The organism is Collinsella sp. LCP19S3_H3, assembly GCF_052119145.1.
Taxonomy (GTDB): Bacteria; Actinomycetota; Coriobacteriia; order Coriobacteriales; family Coriobacteriaceae; genus Collinsella.
In genome coordinates this window covers 1-16879 of the sequence record NZ_JBQKFW010000017.1, presented here as the reverse complement: position 1 = coordinate 16879, position 16879 = coordinate 1, and the positions used below count along the sequence as shown (strand labels likewise).

Below are 16879 nucleotides of genomic sequence, written 5' to 3'. Positions count from 1 at the left end.
AGTCAATCAACTGTATAAATTGCAGACCTCTCCGCATGGTTTACGGGTAGTCTTTTTGGGACGGGGCTTTTTTAGCTGCCCTATTTAAATATGGTCTCAAGCTTTGGAGGCGCCGGATTGGGTAGCTAAAAAAGCCCCGTCCCAAAAAGACTACCCTGCGTACCTGGTTGATGGGGTAAAAAAGCTCCAAATTAGCTACGCTGTTATAGGGAATGCCGATAGCGAAGCATCTTCGATTGATATTTCCAAATAGCGAGTAAAACTCCACCGTAGCGCAGCGGTGCTGTAGAATCCTTACAACACATCACGCTAATGTATCTAAAGGAGCACGACATGCGCGTCGACGAGGTTTTTAAGCAGGCAGCATCCCAGGGCACCATGCCCGTTTCGTTTGAGATGTTCCCGCCCAAGGGCGAGCTTACCCTCGACACGGCTCGCGAGGTGGCTGGCAATCTGTGCAAGCTTTCGCCGAGCTTTGTCTCGGTCACCTGCTCGGCCGGCGGCTCGGGCAACGGCTCCGCCACCGCCCCCATCGCGCATATGATTACGAGCGAATTCGATACGCCCTCGGTGGCGCACCTCACCTGCGTTGGCCGCACGCATGCCGATATCGCCGCCAAGATCGACGAATACCGCTCCGCCGGCGTAGAAAATGTGCTGGCCCTGCGTGGCGATCTTCCCGCCGGCGCGAGCGAGGATGACAAGCCCGCCTCGGACTACGCCTACGCCCGCGACCTCATCCCCGAGCTCGTCGACGCCGGCTTTTGCGTGGGCGCCGCAGCCTACCCCGAAGGCCACATTGCCTGTGAGAATCTCAACCTCTCGGTCGAATATCTCAAGCAAAAGCAGGACGCCGGCGCGAGCTTCTTTGTGACGCAGCTCTTTTTTGATAACGAGTGCTTCTACCGTTTTCGCGAGCTTGCCGACAAGGCCGGTATCACTGTGCCCATTACCGCAGGCATCATGCCGTTTATGGGCAAGTCGCAGATCAGCCGCATGGTCTTTATGTGCGGCGCGTCGCTGCCCTCCCCCGTCATCAAGATTCTCGCCAAGTACGAGAATGATCCCGAGAGCCTGCAGGCAGCCGGTGTAGATTATGCAGCCCGTCAGCTTTGCGACCTTAAGGAGCACGGCGCCGACGGCCTGCACCTGTACACTATGAATCGTCCTGCGATCGCCGCAACCATTATGGAGCGCCTGGGGTAATGGAAAAACCGCACATCGATACAGCTTTTGGTGAAGTGCCGGCCGACCTTGCGTCGCCGGCGCTCTACCGTATCGATGATGCCCACCATCCCCGCGTCGATCGTGCCGAGATGCTGCGGTATCTGGGTTACGGCGGCCAGCAGATTGAGCCCGAGCTGTCGCAGCGTATTGAGCTTGTGGTCGAGCGCCTTGAGCTGGACATTGAGCCCCGTGGCGTGCGCCGCGTATTTGCCGTCGATGCCATGGGCGTGGACGAGCAGGGAGAGCCCAGCATCCGTCTGGTTGGAACCAACGTTGAGCTGCGCGGTCGCGATATCTATCGACATCTCAAAGACGCCCGCTTTGCCGCGCTCATGGCATGCACCCTCGGCATGGACGCCGAGCGTCGTCTGCGCACCACGGGAGCCCAGCAGCCCCTAGAGGGAGCCGTGCTCGATGCCGCGTGCTCCGCCTATGTGGAAGCTGCCGTCGAGCAGATGGACCAGCAGGTCAAGGCTGCGGCCGCCGCACACGGACTCGCCGGTAACTGGCGCTTCAGTCCCGGCTACGGCGACTGCCCGCTTACGGCTCAGCGTTCAATCGTGGCTGCACTCAACGCCACGCGGCTCATCGGGCTTACCGTCACACCTACCAGCCTGCTCATGCCCACCAAGAGCGTGACCGCGGTGATCGGCCTGTTTGACGGCGAGGTCCACGACGCCCAGAGTCGCCCCACCTGCAATATCTGCCGCATGCGCGAGCACTGCCGCTTCCGCGCCGCCCACACCACCTGCTATTCCAGCCATTAGGAGCCCCCGATGTTTACTCCGCTTATCACTCATGATCTGGACGGCGCCGCGCTGGCGGCGCCCGTTGATGCTGCCCGCCGCAAGGGCGCCACGTACAAGACGCGCACGATCGACGACCTTTACATTAAGGACGATCGCCTGCGCGCCGCCATCGAGGGCACGGGGCACCTGCTGTTCGACGGCGGCATGGGCACCATGCTGCAGGCGGCCGGCATGAAGGCCGGCGCCCTGCCCGAGCTGCTCAACTTTGAGGAGCCCCGGGTCATTACCGATATTCAGCGTCAGTATGTCGAGGCCGGCTGCGATGTGATCACCGCCAACACCTTTGGCGCTAACGCCCACAAGCTCGACGGTGCCGCCACCGTGGCAGATGTCTTTGCCGCCGCTGTCGCCTGCGCCCGCGCGGCCGGTGCCCGCTACGTCGCCGGCGACATCGGCCCCATCGGTGCGCTGCTTCGCCCCTTGGGTACCCTCAGCTTCGACGAGGCCTATGACCTCTTTGCCGAGGAAGTGCGCGCTGGCGTCGAGGCGGGTGTGGACCTCTTTATTATCGAGACCATGACAGATCTTGCCGAGATCAAGGCGGCGGTCCTTGCCTGCCGCGAGAACTCCGAGCTGCCCGTCTTTGCCACCATGACCTTTGAGGAGGACGGCCGCACCTTCCTGGGCACGAGCCCCGAGGTTGCCGCTATCACGCTCGACGCCATCGGCGCCGACGTTCTGGGCATCAACTGCAGCCAGGGACCGGCCGAGCTCCGAGGGCTCGCCGCACGTATGCTCGCCGTTACGGACAAGCCCGTTATGGTGCAGGCCAACGCGGGACTCCCCCACGTGGACGACGACGGTAACACCGTCTTTGACATCCAGGCCCCCGAATACGCCAAGGCCGTCGCCGGCATGATCGCCGACGGCGTGAGCGTCGTGGGCGGCTGCTGCGGAACCACGCCGGCGCACATGGCAGCGCTGCGCACGCTTATCGATAACCACACGCCCAGTCCGCGCCGCCGCAAGCCCAGCATGTCGGTCACAAGCGCCCAGACCGTGGTTGACCTTCCCTGTGACGGCCACAAGATCGCCGTCATCGGCGAGCGCATCAATCCCACCGGCAAAAAGCGCCTGCAGCAGGCCCTACGCGACGGCGACCTGGACTACGTCGTAAGCCAGGGCATCAGCCAGCAGGAGCAAGGCGCCGACATCCTGGACGTCAACGTGGGCCTGCCCGAGATCGACGAGGTCAAGATCATCCAACAGGTCACCGAGCAGCTCCAGGGTTCCACGCTGCTGCCGTTGCAAATCGACTCCACCGACCCCGCAGCCGTCGAGGCCGCCGTGCGCCGCTACGCCGGCAAGCCCATCATCAACTCGGTCAATGGCAAGCAGCAGATCATGGATGAGATCTTTCCGCTGGTCGCCCATTACGGCACCAACGTCGTCGGCCTCACGCTCGACGAAGGCGGCATTCCCGATACCGCCGAGGCTCGCTTCGCCATCGCCGAGCGCATCGTGGCCGAGGCCGCCCGCTACGGCATCGGACCGGACCGCATCCTCATCGACTGTCTGGTCATGACCGCCTCGACCAATCAACGCCAAGCCGAGCAGATTCTGCGCGCCATGTCCCTGTGTAAGGAGCGTCTGGGCGTCAAATGCGCGCTCGGCGTGTCGAACATCAGCTTTGGTCTGCCCGCCCGCCCGCTGCTGGGCTCGGTCTTTTTGGCTGCCGCTTTTGGCGCGGGTCTGGACGCCCCCATCATGAACCCGGGCTCCAAGCGCTTTATGGATACCGTCTACAGCTATCGCGTCTTGAGCGTTGAGGACGAGGGCTCAACCGGATACATCGAGCGCTACGCCGGCTGGACCGATCCGTACAAGATCGCCGCGAACCCGGCGGCGGCTCAGACAGTATCGACCGACACTGTGCCCGCCGCTGGCACCGCCGGCAACGACGACCCGATTCGTCGCATGGTCGTCTCGGGCCGCAAAGGCGAGATTGCGGCCGAGACCGAGCGTCTGCTGGCAGACCACGACGCCATGGACCTCATCAACAACCACTTTATCCCCGCCCTCGACGAGGTTGGCGTTCTCTTTGACCAGGGAAAGTACTTCTTGCCGCAGCTCATGGCCTCGGCCGAGGCCGCGCGCGTGGGTTTTGACACCATCAAGCGCCTGATGCCCGCCGGCGAGATTGCCGACAAGGGCAAAATCTGCGTGGCCACCGTCAAAGGCGACATCCACGACATCGGTAAGAACATCGTCAAGATGCTGCTCGATAACTACGGCTATACCGTCTTTGACCTAGGCCGAGACGTCGACCCGCAGGAGGTGCTCAAGACCGTACGGGAGCGCGACATCAAGCTCGTCGGCCTCTCGGCGCTTATGACCACCACGGTCGTCGCTATGGAGGAGACCATCAAGTTGCTCCATGCCGAGGTTCCGGGCGTCAAGATCATCGTAGGCGGCGCCGTACTCACCCCCGAATACGCCAAGCAGATCGGCGCGGACTACTACGCCAAGGACGCCGCCGAAAGCGCTCGTATCGCCGAAGAGGTCTTTGGGCGGTAACACAACGGAAACAACCGAGCACCAAAACGTGCCGCATGCGCCACTTGGCACGTGCGGCACGTTAGAATAGACAAGACTATGCTCGTTTTGGCAGATAGGAGTGCAAGGATGGCGATCACGCCCGCAGAAATCGCGGAAACCCGCGGCATGGTTGAGGAGCAGAACCTCGACATCAGGACCATCACCATGGGTGTTTCGCTCATGGGTTGCGGCGACGAGAACCTCGACCGCATGTGCACGAAGATCTACGACCACGTGACGCACACGGCTGAGCATCTGGTCGAGACCGCCGAGAACCTCGAGCGCGAGTACGGTATCCCCATTGTCAACAAGCGCGTTTCCGTCACCCCGGTGGCGCAGATCGCCGCGTGCTGCAAGGATGAGGACCTCACCCCCATCGCGCATGCCCTCGACCGCGCGGCCGAGACGCTCGGCATCGATTACCTGGGCGGCTTCTCCGCACTCGTCCAGAAGGGCATCGGCGACGCCGACCGCCGCGTCATCCAGTCCATCCCCCAGGCGCTTGCTACCACCAGCCGCGTCTGCTCCAGCGTCAACGTCGCCAGCCTGCGCGCCGGCATCAACATGGACGCCGTGCTCATGGCGGCTCAGACCATCATCGATGCCGCCAAGCTTACGGCAGATGAGGATTCCGTCGGTGCTTCCAAGTTTGTCTGCTTTGCCAACATGGTCGAGGACTCCCCGTTTATGGCGGGCGCCGTTCACGGCGGTGGCGAGGCCGACGCCGTCATCAACGTAGGCGTCTCGGGCCCCGGCGTTATGGCCGCAGCCCTGGAGAAGCTGCCCGATTCCGCATCGATGATGGAAGTCGCCGAAAAGATTAAGCAGACCGCCTTTAAGATCACCCGTGCCGGCGAGCTCATGAGTCGCGAGGCCGCCCGTCGCCTAGGTGTCGAGAAGGGCATTGTCGACCTGTCGCTGGCGCCTACGCCTGCCGTCGGCGACTCCGTCGCGCGCATCCTCGAGATCATCGGCGTGGGCACCTGCGGTGGCCCTGGCACGACCTGCGCGCTCGCCATGCTCAACGATGCCGTCAAGAAAGGCGGCGTCATGGCTAGCTCCAGCGTGGGCGGCCTCTCGGGCGCCTTTATCCCCGTGTCCGAGGACGCCGGCATGATCGCCGCCGTCGAGGCCGGCGCGCTTTCGCTCGAGAAGCTCGAGGCCATGACCTGCGTGTGCTCCGTTGGCCTGGACATGATCGCCATTCCCGGCGACACCCCGGTCGAGACTATCGCCGGCATTATCGCCGACGAGATGGCCATCGGCGTCATCAACAATAAGACCACGGCCGTGCGCGTGATCCCCGCCATCGGCAAGGGCGTGGGCGACTGCGTCGAGTATGGCGGTCTGTTTGGCCGTGCGCCCATCATGCCGGTGAACCCCAACGCCGGCACCGTGCTTGCCCACCGCGGTGGACGCTTCCCGGCACCGCTGAACTCGCTCAAGAACTAGCGGGGAGTTACAGGGCGAGGAGCCCCGCCGCCGGGCGGCAGACATATAAGGTCGCCTGCTCGGACAGTCCTGACTCGCACGGAGAGCACATTAAGTGCTCTCCGGCTCGTGCGGAACTCGCGATCGACCTTATATGTCTGCCGCCCGGCGGCGGGGCTCCCGCACAACGGGACCTCAGTTGGGTTCTATCCCGGTTGCAGTTGCTTCGCTCCTGCACTACATGGTCGATACGGCGGTTTGGCGTTGGATCGGTTCTTTCTGATATATGCTGGTTGCGGTTCTTCTTTTGGGAGGGGCCGCTTTTTTGTTGCTAGGAGGTTGGCCCGTGGTTGATGGGGATGCTCGTTCTGAGCTGCTTTCTGCGGATTGGAATGAGGAATGGATGCGTCTACAGGCTGCTCGGCGGCGGGCTGATGATTCTTTTGAGTGGGACAAACGTGCTCGGCATTTTCGTCCACTGGAGACTGCCCCCTACGCCCGAGATTTTATAAAGCTACTGGCGCTTGAGCCCGGCGAGTCGTTGCTCGATATGGGGTGTGGGGCCGGGTCGATTGCTATTCCGCTTGCTCAGGCTGGACATCCCGTGATTGCCGCTGATTTTTCCCCTGCTATGTTGGGCACGCTTGATGCTGGCATTGAGTACTATGGGCTCGAGGATCGCATTACACCGCTTGAGCTTGCTTGGGATGATGACTGGGATTTGGTTGGACCGGTCGCGAAAGCGGTAGATGTTGCCTTTGCGAGTCGCTCGGTTACTACGAACGACCTAAAAGGCGCGCTTGCCAAGCTCGACCGTACGGCTCGGCGGCGTTGTGCTGTCACGATGGTCGCCAACTCCAGCCCGCGCTATGACCTGCACGTGATGAATGCCATCGGCGCCTCGGTTACCCGCAGCAATGGTTTTGTGTACGCCTTTAACATCCTTATTCAGATGGGTGTACTACCGCAGGTCACGTATTTTGAATCGCCCCGTCGTGACACCTTCGATAGCCTCGAGGCCGCCGTGGCAGACCTCTCCCGTATGCTCGAGCATGGCAACGAGGATAAGATCGATCGTCTGCGCGACTATATCGCCCAACATATGATCGAGAACCCCCATGCCGGCGAGCCGGGATCCAAGGGCGTGCCGCAGGGACGTTACATGCTCGACCACATCCGCAAGGTCCGATGGGCGTTTATCGCCTGGGAGCCGGTCTCTGCGCCCCGACCGTAGCCCATCTAAAGCATGCATCGTCTACCCGCCCGGCATCCGCATTCTTTGCGAACTGGCAAACGCGCTCCACACCGCGCCGTTCCTGCGCTATCGTGGGACAGCTCACGTAGATTAAGGCCCCATCGCGGGGCGCCCCATACATAGAAAGCGAGATCCCATGGCACTGACAGGAGCCCAGGTCAAGCAGCTTCGCAGCATGGCCCATCACCTCAACCCCGCCATCATCATCGGTAAGTCCGATGTCAACGAGGGTACCGTCGAGCAGACGGCCGCCTACCTGGAGAAGCACGAGCTCGTTAAGTGCTCCGTGCTGGACGGCTCCAGCCTTTCTGCCCGCGAGGCCGCCGAGGAACTCGCCGAGCGCTGCCACGCCGACGTCGTTCAGGTTATCGGCCGCAAGTTCTCGTTGTATCGAGAGTCCTCGCGCAAGGATATCGAGAAGATCAAGCTCGTCTAAGGGCCGATCGGTTCACACAGAGCAAGCCTGCGGGCGTCCGAATGATACGGGCGCCCGTTTTTTATCGCTCAATGAACGGTCGGTTGACCCTGCTTTCGACCAGACGCTCGTAGAGACGCTTGGTCTCGGGCTCGGGAACGCCTGCGACCTGTTCCTTAAGATGATGGATATGCCCGCTATAGAGCTCGACGATATCGCGGCGTCTCCCCGCCGCTCCGTACACGCGCATGGCGCATCGCACCATGTCCTCGCGTGCGGTCTCCTGACGTAGCCCCGCTTCTACCAGCCAGATTGCCGACTGCAGGTCGTTTTCTTCCAAGGCAGCGCTTGCTCCCACAATCATGCAGTCGATAAACTTCGACTGCATGATGCGGCGCATGCGCAAAAAGTACGTCGGATTGCAACCGTTGGGGATATACAGCGGTCCGGTATAGAGCTGTTCGATCTTAAGACACAGCTCGACCAGGTGAGGCCCACGCACTCTTGTGCGATTACCCAAAATTTCGCGGCTTATCTGCTCAAATAGCTTCACATCGGTCTTAACGTAATCCCTGTTGAGGCCAAGGCAGTCGTTTTGAATCAGGACGCACGACTTGCCATCTGGCGTGGGTCCCAAAGCGGATCGTAAGCGTGACACAGTCGAATACAAGTTGTTACGGGCGCTACTGTACTCGGCATGTGGCCACAGTTCCATAGCCAAGGTCTCGCGATCGACAAACGAATCGATACCCAACGCAAGCCGCTCGGCAAGCGTTGCCGCTTTCTTACGACGCCACATCTTGTCTGTGATGGGGAATCCGTCGCGCTCGGCACGAAACGTGCCAAACATGCGAATCTCGATATGATCGATAGCGTCGACGGGTTCGACCTCGCCGACCTGGAACAGCCGCTCGCTCTCTCCCTCCAAATCGTCGCGCAGCGAATATCGCGATAGCTCACGCACCGGGAGCTTCTTTCGAATCTTGGCAGCAGGCTCGCCCAGGCAATGCATCGCAAGGCGTGCAAACAGCCGATACGCTGGCTCCAGAATCCCAGAACGATTCATAGACATCCAGGCGGCAAGATCGCTGTCACGGCCCGCAGACGCCAAATGCAGCGCTACGACCCAAGCCTCCGCGCCGCCGACTTGTGTCCGACTTAGGTCGAGCAGCTCTGCCTCTTCTCGTACCGACACCATCGACGTATTGCGAAGGCTTGATGCACGCTCCAACAGCAACGCGTTGTCGCGCATGTATGCGATCGACTCGTCAGCAAGCTTGAGCACCTGGACCGCGCGGAACTTCGCGTTGACCGGGCGCCCCTCGGCGAGCGCCTGCCAGCCTTCGAGTAGCAGGCCAAACAGCTGGATTTGATTGTCACGCACGCGCACGGCAAAGCGATCGAGCTCATTAAACGCCGTATCGTCAGTCATTGGCAGGCCCGCAAGCAGACGCCGTGCCGCCAGCACCATACGCACCCAGACAGCCGGCGCCTTAAGCCCACGAGCATCGAGTACCTCCCGTGTTCGAGACATCTCGTCGTCACGCTCATCGATTCCCATAAAGGACCCATCAAAGAGCTCCACCAACATCCGATCTGCCCGTATGAGAATCTCTGCAATATCGAGTTCGCAATCATATACCTTGTTCGCCTTGAGTCCCGAAAGTGCTGCGCCGTCTTTCGCCTGTTCGGTCAGCCGGCTCTTAACCTCGATATGCGCCGACAGCATATCGAGCGCAGCACAAGATGCCTCATTTTTTGGAAGAGCAGGATTGGCTGGAAGCCCAAGCTCGCAATCTCCATAACAGACGACCGTAAGCACCTGGGCGACTTTCCAAGAAACCAAATCAATCTCGCGGACCGACTGTGCGCTCGCATGTTCGACAATCGAGGCCATATACCGGGCCAGTTTAGTATTCGAAACGCTTACCGCCGCCAAATAGACACCAAGTGCCTCGGTGGGCGTCGGCTCCAACGCGGGCTTGTCGGCATCCGTCGTCCTCAGTACCGCGCGACAGACATCCCCTCCATGCCCAGTCAGAGCCAAATCGACACCATACTGTCCAGCAAGCTCAAGGACGGCGTCGCGATCCAAAAAGGCATCTGCCAAATCCATCGCAGCATCGCATCGGCCCGCCTTGAGCAGAATGCGTGCCGCGCGCATAACGAGCTCTGGACGAATTTCCGCAACCATTTTTCGTAATCTCAGGCGCGCGTTATCCTCGGTGCCCATACACGTAAAGCTTCGGTCGACCGGATCGACACCAAAAATCGGATAATCACGAACAAGATAGGACTGATCGATCATGGAGAGCCTGACACCGCATGCCTCAAGTTCCGCAATCTTGCCCTCGCCCATCAGGGCCATCACGCACGCCACGTTAAATAGGGCGCCGTTATCGATTGATGCCATATCGGCAAGTGCCGCACCGTATACGTTGACAATCTCGTTTTCGAGCAAGCTGGCAACGTCGCCCTCTCCGTACAGCCCCGTCTGCATAGCCGAAACCAACTCGGGAACACCCTGTGTGAGCTGGTAAAAATCGAGCGACGTGCTAATCGAGAACGCCGATGCCCAAGCCGAATACTCATAGGCATGCACCTTGAGCATCTGCGCATTGATCTTGACCGAGTCACCCAGCCCGCGAATCAACTGGCGATTTGAGGGGCGGCAGGTGACAAAGACCCCGATCCCCATAGTGCGCAGGCCTCGTATTCGATCGATAAGCTCCTCGGTATCTTGCTGATCGAGGTTGGGGACGTTATCAATCGCAATCAACGATCGCGGTTTGTCCTCAAGTTCATCTGTGACCACTTCGAGCTGCATAAACACCTCGCGGGCAATCGCGCGGTCAGCCTCGATGATTCGTACCAGACCGCGCGTCGGGTCGCTTTTGACTTCCTGAGTGTACTGAAGCAATATCGATGTTTTCCCAAACCCATCTGGTGCATAGAGCAACACAATGCCCGCCTTGCGGCCCTTGACAATCAACTCGCTCATCAGGCGATCACGTCGGACCATATAACCTGTGCCCAATGGCGCCAATTCGAGATCGTCCGTATCGTTCAGCCCGTTCATCATGCTCGCTCCTTACCTCGGCCACATGGACACCGTAATCGCAAGACAGCCCAAGCCATCCCGTAAATCGAACGACGCAGAGTTTTAGGTTGTCTTTCGGTTCGCATTTGGCAAGTTTTTGTTCAGCGAGCGCCGATTGAAACTTTTCCCCCAACCAACCGGTCTTTGCGCAGGTCAATGCGCTTGCCAGCATGTCCCACTCATTTGGCAGTGTAACGCAATGGGGCTTGTAATATTTTGTTGCGCAACTCGCCTACGCGCTGCTACCGTTTGCGACTCATTAGTAGCATATTTGAATAGAATATGCTAGAGAATGCATCACACTATACGAGGCACCACCGTCAAGCTTTTGGCAAGCTAATGTTATGCACACCATAAAGCCCGCGCTCATTCTGATTCCGCTGGCAGATATTGCGGACGGACGCAGCATAGGGGCCCATGAGTCTATAAGCTAGCCGCCATCACGCATATGCATAATAAAAAAGGCCCCCGCAGAACGGGAGCCTGTAACAAAGTAATAACAAATCGCTCGGATTGTACTACTCGCAGAGCGAAAGGGCAGCCTCGTCGGCAACGACGACGCAGTTGGTGTGCAGCTGCAGGATCGAAGCCGGGCACTCGGGCGTAACCGGGCCATAGCACATATCGTGAACAGCCTGAGCCTTGGCCTCGCCGTTGGCGACGACCAGGATCATGCGGGCATACATGATGGTCTGGGTACCCATAGTGTAAGCCTGGCGGGGAACGTCGTCGATGCTATCGAACAGGCGGCTGTTGGCCTGAATGGTGCTCTCGGTGAGGTCGACACAGTGCGTACCCTTGGAGAAGTGGTCATCGGGCTCGTTGAAGCCAATATGACCGTTATTACCAATGCCGAGCAGCTGCAGATCCGGGTAACCGGCGGCAGCGACGATCTTATCGTACTCGGAGCAGGCAGCGGCGGCATCGGGGTTGGAGCCATCGGGCACGTGCGTGTTATTCAGATCGACGTTGATGTGATCGAAGAAGTTCTCACGCATGAAGTAGTGATAGCTCTGGGGATCATCGTGCGAAAGGCCGCGATACTCGTCCAGGTTATAGGTGCTGACCTCGGAGAAGTCAATATCGCCCTTCTTGTACCAATCGGCGAGCTGCTTGTAGGCGCCAATAGGAGTGGAGCCGGTAGCAAGACCGAGTACGCAATCGGGCTTAAGGATAACCTGCGCCGAGATGATATTGGCGGCCTTGCGGCTCATATCCTCGTAGTCTTTAGCTTTAATGATCTTCATTACGCATCCTTTCTCGTAGAAGAGAGGCAAGGCTCCCCTTACAAGCACTTGCCCGCGGCCTGCGTCGGCCGCAACCAACGTGTGCGGCCACCAGGGCGAGGTCGCGTAATGTATGTATCTCGTGTCTAGCCGCGTCGAGGCCCCTGCCCGTCCACGGTGACCCGAAGCCTTTTAGCCTCGGACATTTTTCATCTTGCCACGAAGGGCGCCCTCTTTCAAGGGCGCCCTTCGTAAACGTGTTTGAATTGTAGGCCAAAGGGCAAGCGAACGAGTTAGCGCTCGCGAGCGACGATGAGCTGATCCATCTCCTCGACATGCTCGCCAACGGAGCCCTTGATGCTCGAGAACTCAACAGAGTTGCACACCAAAATGGGAACCGTCACATCGTAGCCCTCGGCCTCGATTGCCTCGCGTTCAAACTCGATAAGCACATCGCCCTTATGGACGATATCGCCCACCTGTGCATGCACGGTAAAGTGTTTGCCCTCGAGCTGAACGGTATCGAGTCCAACGTGGATTAAAACATCCAAGCCATCGACCGTGTTGAGCGCAACGGCGTGTCCCGTTGGAAAAATCGCCTCGATCTTGGCATCCGCAGGTGCAATCACGCGCGTGCCCGTAGGCCTAATGGCAACGCCTTGGCCCAAAAGGCCCGTGGCAAACGTCTGGTCGTTAACCTCGGAAAGCGGAATGACATCGCCCGAGATGGGAGCATCCAGCGTAAGGACCCGACCACGCATACCAAAAGACCTTAGGACTTTAGTGAACATGCTCCCCCTTGGACATACCAATAATCAAAACCAGTTTTAGTAGTTTACCACTTGGCATTGGTTTTTGACCATTAGGGAAGTTCGCGCTTGACAACCTCGACGATGTCGTCAACGACGCGCTGAGTCAGCTCGTGCGTCTCGGCCTCGGCCATCACGCGAACCAGCGGCTCGGTACCGCTCGGGCGCACCAGAATGCGGCCGCGACCGTTAAGCTCCTTCTCGGCGGCAGCGACAGCGTCCCAAATGGGCTGGCAATCGTCCAGACCGGCCTTGTTGTCGGAATGCACGTTGACGAGCACCTGCGGGTACTTCTTCATGATGCCGGCAAGGTCGGTGAGGGTGCGGCCAGTGCGCTTGAGCACGGCCAGCAGCTGCAGCGCCGTCACCAGGCCATCGCCGGTGGTGTTGTGCTCCAGGAAGATGATGTGGCCGGACTGCTCTCCGCCGATAACGGCGCCGTCCGCGAGCATGCGCTCCAGCACGTAGCGGTCGCCCACGGCGGTCTGCACCATCTCAAAGCCCTGTTCCTTCATAGCGATGGAAAAGCCCAAGTTGCACATAACGGTCGAGACGATCTCGGAGTTGGCGAGCTTGCCGCGAGCGGCGAGGTCAGAGCCGCAGATGGCCAGGATGTAATCACCATCGATCTCGTTGCCCTCGCTGTCCACGAACAGCACGCGATCGGCGTCACCGTCGTGGGCCAGGCCGATGTCGGCGTGGGTGCGCAGCACGAGCTCGCGCAGGGGCTCAAGATGAGTGGAGCCGCACTCGACATTGATGTCGGTGCCACAGTAGTCGGTATTGATGGCGTGTACCGTGGCGCCCAGACGCTGAAGCGCGGCAGGCGTGGTCTGGCAGGAAGCACCGTGACCGCAGTCAACGGCAACGACCAGGCCGTCGAGCTTAAGGCCGCCGAGGGTGCTGATAGCGTGGTCGACGTATGCCTTGCGAGCGTCCTTCATCTTGATGATGTGGCCCACACCGGCGCCGGTCGGCAGCGTGTCGGCAGCCATGGCCTCCTCGGACATGACCCAGGCGCTGATCTCTTCTTCAACGGCATCGGGAAGCTTCATGCCCTTGCGACTAAAGAACTTGATGCCGTTAAACTCCGGAGGATTGTGTGAAGCGGAGATGACGATGCCGCCGTCGAGGTCGTTTTGGACGGTGAGCAGCGCCACGGCCGGCGTAGGGATAACGCCGCAGCAGTGCGGGCGACCGCCCTCGGCCATAATGCCAGCGGTCAGAGCGCTCTCGAGCATGGTGCCCGAAAGACGCGTGTCGCGGCCAACGCAAATGTCCGGACCAAGGAACTTGGTCGCCGCACGGCCAAGGCGAAACGCGAGGTCGCACGAGAGGTCGGCGTTGGCGACGCCACGGACGCCGTCGGTGCCAAAGATGTTCTGGGGCATAGGATCGCTCCTTCCCAAGTGGGCAAAACGCACTCGCCCACCCTAGTCGATAAAGAAAAGCGGGACCCGCCGAGCAATCGGCAGGCCCCGCTTGTACATTGTATCTCGTAAGGAGATAAAACCTTAGCGCTTGGAGAACTGGGGAGCGCGGCGGGCCTTCTTGAGGCCGTACTTCTTGCGCTCGACCACGCGAGCATCGCGCGTAAGGAAACCGGCCTTCTTGAGGTCAGCACGGTAGTCGCCAGCGTTCAGAAGAGCGCGAGCGATGCCCAGGCGCAGAGCGCCGGACTGACCGGAGATGCCGCCGCCATCGCACAGAGCGATAACGTCGAACTGACCGGCGGTATCGGTCACCTTGAAGGGAGCAAGGGCGTTCTCAACGAGCTGATGACGGCCGAAATACTGCTCGGCGTCACGCTTGTTGATGGTCACCTTGCCGGTGCCGGGGACGAGACGGACGCGGGCGACGGCGTTCTTACGACGGCCGGTACCCTGGTAGACAACGGTGTTCTCAGCCATCTTTAAGCCTCCAGCTCAATCTTCGTGGGGTTCTGGGCAGCATGCGGATGCTCGGCACCAGCGTAGACCTTAAGCTTGGTCATCTGGGCACGGCCGAGGGTGGTCTTGGGCAGCATGCCGCGAACGGCGCGCTCGATGACCTTCTCCGGGTGCTTCTCCATAGCCTGGTGGAAGCTCTCAGCCTTGAGGCCGCCGTTGTAGCCGCTGTGGCGATAATAGGTCTTCGTGTCGGCCTTGTTACCGGTAAGCTGGACCTTATCGGCGTTGATGACGACAACGAAATCGCCGCAGTCGCTGTTGGGCGTGAACTGGGGCTTGTTCTTACCGCGCAGGATCATTGCGATCTGAGTGGCAAGACGGCCCAGGACAGCACCATCGGCGTCGACGAGAACCCAGTTGCGCTGGACCTCGCCCTGCTTGGCGTAGTGAGTCGATTTCGAAATCACTTAGACTCCTCCATGTACAGTACGTGTTGTTACAGAGATTCACGGGGCTCTGCAAGTAACCCGTCCATATTACCCCGCCCGTCGCCCGAGTCAACAGGTATTTTGGCTCTGACCAGACTTTCTGCACATGTCGTCCATCGGTAATGATGTCGCGACGCTAGCGCTCGACAAATGCCTTGATATCACTTAGCAGACGCTTTGCCTCCTGACGACCCTGAATATACAGGTCGAGAAGCTTTGTCGGATCGTGCTCGACGTGACCGACCTCGACAGGCTTTTGCGGGGCAACGACCAGCGCGCGGCCCTCGCGCTCATACTTCCACAGATGCATGCGCTGGATGTTATAGCGGTCGTGGCGCGTCTCAATAGCCTCGAGCAGATAGGGGTAGTCGGCATAGCGGGCGCGTGCGGCAGGCATAAACTCGTAGGGCTTTTTCTCGTACGAGCGGTCCTGCGTGACAATGACAACCGCGCGATCGAAGCCGGCCTCCTCCAGCACGTGCTCGATGGGGACCGAATCGGCTACGCCGCCGTCGACGTATTTGTGCCCGTCGATCTCGACCGGCGGCGTCACCAGCGGCAGCGACGTCGAGGCGCGCACGGCATCGAGGTCGAGCACGGCGCTTTTGACCGGCAGGTATGCAGCGGTTCCAAAGAGCATGTCCGTCGCGACGGCGTACATCTCGATGGGGCTCGCGTCGAATGCCTCGTTATCAAAGGGATCCAAGCGGTCCTGGACATCGTTGAAGATGAAGTCGTAACCCACGATGGAGCCCGTGGACGCAAACGATGCGGCACCCATGAAGCGGTTGTCGTTGCAGAAAGTCAGGTTGATGCGGTTGGCACGGCCGATCTGGTGCGACTTGTAGTTCACGCCGTTGAGGGCGCCGGCCGATACGCCATATACTGCCGGAATCTCGACGCCGGCTTCCATGAGGACGTCGAGCACGCCCGCGGTAAACTGCCCGCGAAAACTGCCGCCCTCCAAGACGAGCGCGACCTTGCCGGCGTTCTTTGCCTTATCTTCTGCCGTCATGTTGACCTCCTACTGTTTCGTTTTGGCCTTCTTCTACCCAGTTTTGAAATGGAGAGCGCATGGGTTTTGGAGTTGAGTAGGACGGGGCGGCTGGCGGAAAGCACGCCCCGCTCTGGGGGGCGATTCCGGGATGGACTTTCCGCCAACAACCCATCCGGAAAATGCATCCCATTCTGAGCGTAGATTCTGGGATGCAACTTCCGCTTGAGGCGTCAACGTGAGCAGTCAATTTGGGACGGGGCTATTTTAGCTGCCCTTTGACTGTCGACGAATTATTGGGGACCGGAACTAATATCGACTGGCTTATAGGGGTAGCTAAAATAGCCCCGTCCCAAATTGACTACTCCACCTTGTAGAGGCTTTGCGCGGAGAATCCGCGTATTTGCTTCGCAAATCCGCACCGGCTTCGGCCGCCTGCCGGCGTCCTCGCCCGCGGGCTAAAAACGCTTACGCGTTTTCTTTACGCCCGCGCCCTGCATAGAGTTCGATTCTCCGCGGTGCGGGGATGACGCTGGTGCAGGGCGTTGCCGGCTGTCATCCGATCGGCATCGCATCTATATAGGGTCGAGGCTTTGCGCGGAGAATCCGCGTATTTGCTTCGCAAATCCGCACCGGCTTCGGCCGCCTGCCGGCGTCCTCGCCCGCGGGCTAAAAACGCTTACGCGTTTTCTTTACGC

The 16879-nt window shown here is 59.9% G+C and carries 13 protein-coding genes; 6 read left to right on the top strand and 7 right to left on the bottom strand.

The features are described 5' to 3' along the window. Nucleotides 1-333 precede the first annotated feature (333 nt). The 6 genes from ACTQZF_RS08350 to ACTQZF_RS08325 all read left to right on the top strand — a co-directional run bounded on the left by ACTQZF_RS08350 (nt 334) and on the right by ACTQZF_RS08325 (nt 7696). On the top strand, nt 334-1206 hold the full coding sequence (locus tag ACTQZF_RS08350; protein ID WP_441555026.1) for a methylenetetrahydrofolate reductase: 873 nt from the start codon (nt 334-336) through the stop codon (nt 1204-1206). Beyond that, nucleotides 1206-1994 (top strand): hypothetical protein, encoded by a 789-nt coding sequence (locus ACTQZF_RS08345; protein WP_441055160.1) that lies wholly within the window; start codon nt 1206-1208, stop codon nt 1992-1994. The genes ACTQZF_RS08350 and ACTQZF_RS08345 overlap by 1 nt, the downstream gene beginning before the upstream one ends. Nucleotides 1995-2003: 9 nt before the next feature. After that, nucleotides 2004-4553 carry a homocysteine S-methyltransferase family protein gene (locus ACTQZF_RS08340; protein ID WP_441555025.1) on the top strand — a complete coding sequence of 850 codons (2550 nt, stop codon included), beginning with the start codon at nt 2004-2006 and terminating at the stop codon, nt 4551-4553. 108 nt (nt 4554-4661) lie between these two features. Beyond that, complete coding sequence (locus ACTQZF_RS08335) at nt 4662-6026, top strand: PFL family protein (RefSeq protein WP_427719427.1); 1365 nt, start codon at nt 4662-4664, stop codon at nt 6024-6026. Nucleotides 6027-6351: 325 nt separating this feature from the next. Beyond that, nucleotides 6352-7239: a methyltransferase domain-containing protein gene (locus ACTQZF_RS08330; RefSeq protein ID WP_441555024.1), complete on the top strand. Its 888-nt coding sequence runs from the start codon at nt 6352-6354 to the stop codon at nt 7237-7239. Between the two features lie 157 nt (nt 7240-7396). Next, nucleotides 7397-7696: a YhbY family RNA-binding protein gene (locus tag ACTQZF_RS08325; protein WP_427795027.1), complete on the top strand. Its 300-nt coding sequence runs from the start codon at nt 7397-7399 to the stop codon at nt 7694-7696. A gap of 61 nt (nt 7697-7757) precedes the next feature. Here the strand turns inward: ACTQZF_RS08325 and ACTQZF_RS08320 are convergent, their stop codons facing one another. The 7 genes from ACTQZF_RS08320 to ACTQZF_RS08290 all read right to left on the bottom strand — a co-directional run bounded on the left by ACTQZF_RS08320 (nt 7758) and on the right by ACTQZF_RS08290 (nt 16202). Further along, nucleotides 7758-10697, bottom strand: a complete 2940-nt coding sequence (locus ACTQZF_RS08320) for an AfsR/SARP family transcriptional regulator (RefSeq protein ID WP_441555023.1) — start codon at nt 10695-10697, stop codon at nt 7758-7760. A 596-nt stretch (nt 10698-11293) separates the two neighbouring features. Beyond that, on the bottom strand, nt 11294-12022 hold the full coding sequence (nagB, locus tag ACTQZF_RS08315; RefSeq protein WP_427747557.1) for a glucosamine-6-phosphate deaminase: 729 nt from the start codon (nt 12020-12022) through the stop codon (nt 11294-11296). Nucleotides 12023-12294: 272 nt separating this feature from the next. Next, complete coding sequence (locus tag ACTQZF_RS08310; RefSeq protein WP_427719420.1) at nt 12295-12762, bottom strand: PTS sugar transporter subunit IIA; 468 nt, start codon at nt 12760-12762, stop codon at nt 12295-12297. A 101-nt stretch (nt 12763-12863) separates the two neighbouring features. Further along, nucleotides 12864-14201: a phosphoglucosamine mutase gene (gene glmM, locus ACTQZF_RS08305; protein WP_441042375.1), complete on the bottom strand. Its 1338-nt coding sequence runs from the start codon at nt 14199-14201 to the stop codon at nt 12864-12866. 123 nt (nt 14202-14324) lie between these two features. After that, entirely contained in the window at nt 14325-14720 is a 396-nt protein-coding gene (rpsI, locus tag ACTQZF_RS08300; protein WP_022094634.1) for a 30S ribosomal protein S9, read from the bottom strand. Nucleotides 14721-14722: 2 nt separating this feature from the next. Next, the gene (gene rplM / locus ACTQZF_RS08295) at nt 14723-15166 is read right to left on the bottom strand and encodes a 50S ribosomal protein L13 (protein ID WP_370450665.1); all 444 of its coding nucleotides are present in this window, start codon (nt 15164-15166) and stop codon (nt 14723-14725) included. A 157-nt stretch (nt 15167-15323) separates the two neighbouring features. Then, nucleotides 15324-16202 carry a patatin-like phospholipase family protein gene (locus tag ACTQZF_RS08290; RefSeq protein ID WP_441555022.1) on the bottom strand — a complete coding sequence of 293 codons (879 nt, stop codon included), beginning with the start codon at nt 16200-16202 and terminating at the stop codon, nt 15324-15326. Nucleotides 16203-16879 lie beyond the last annotated feature (677 nt).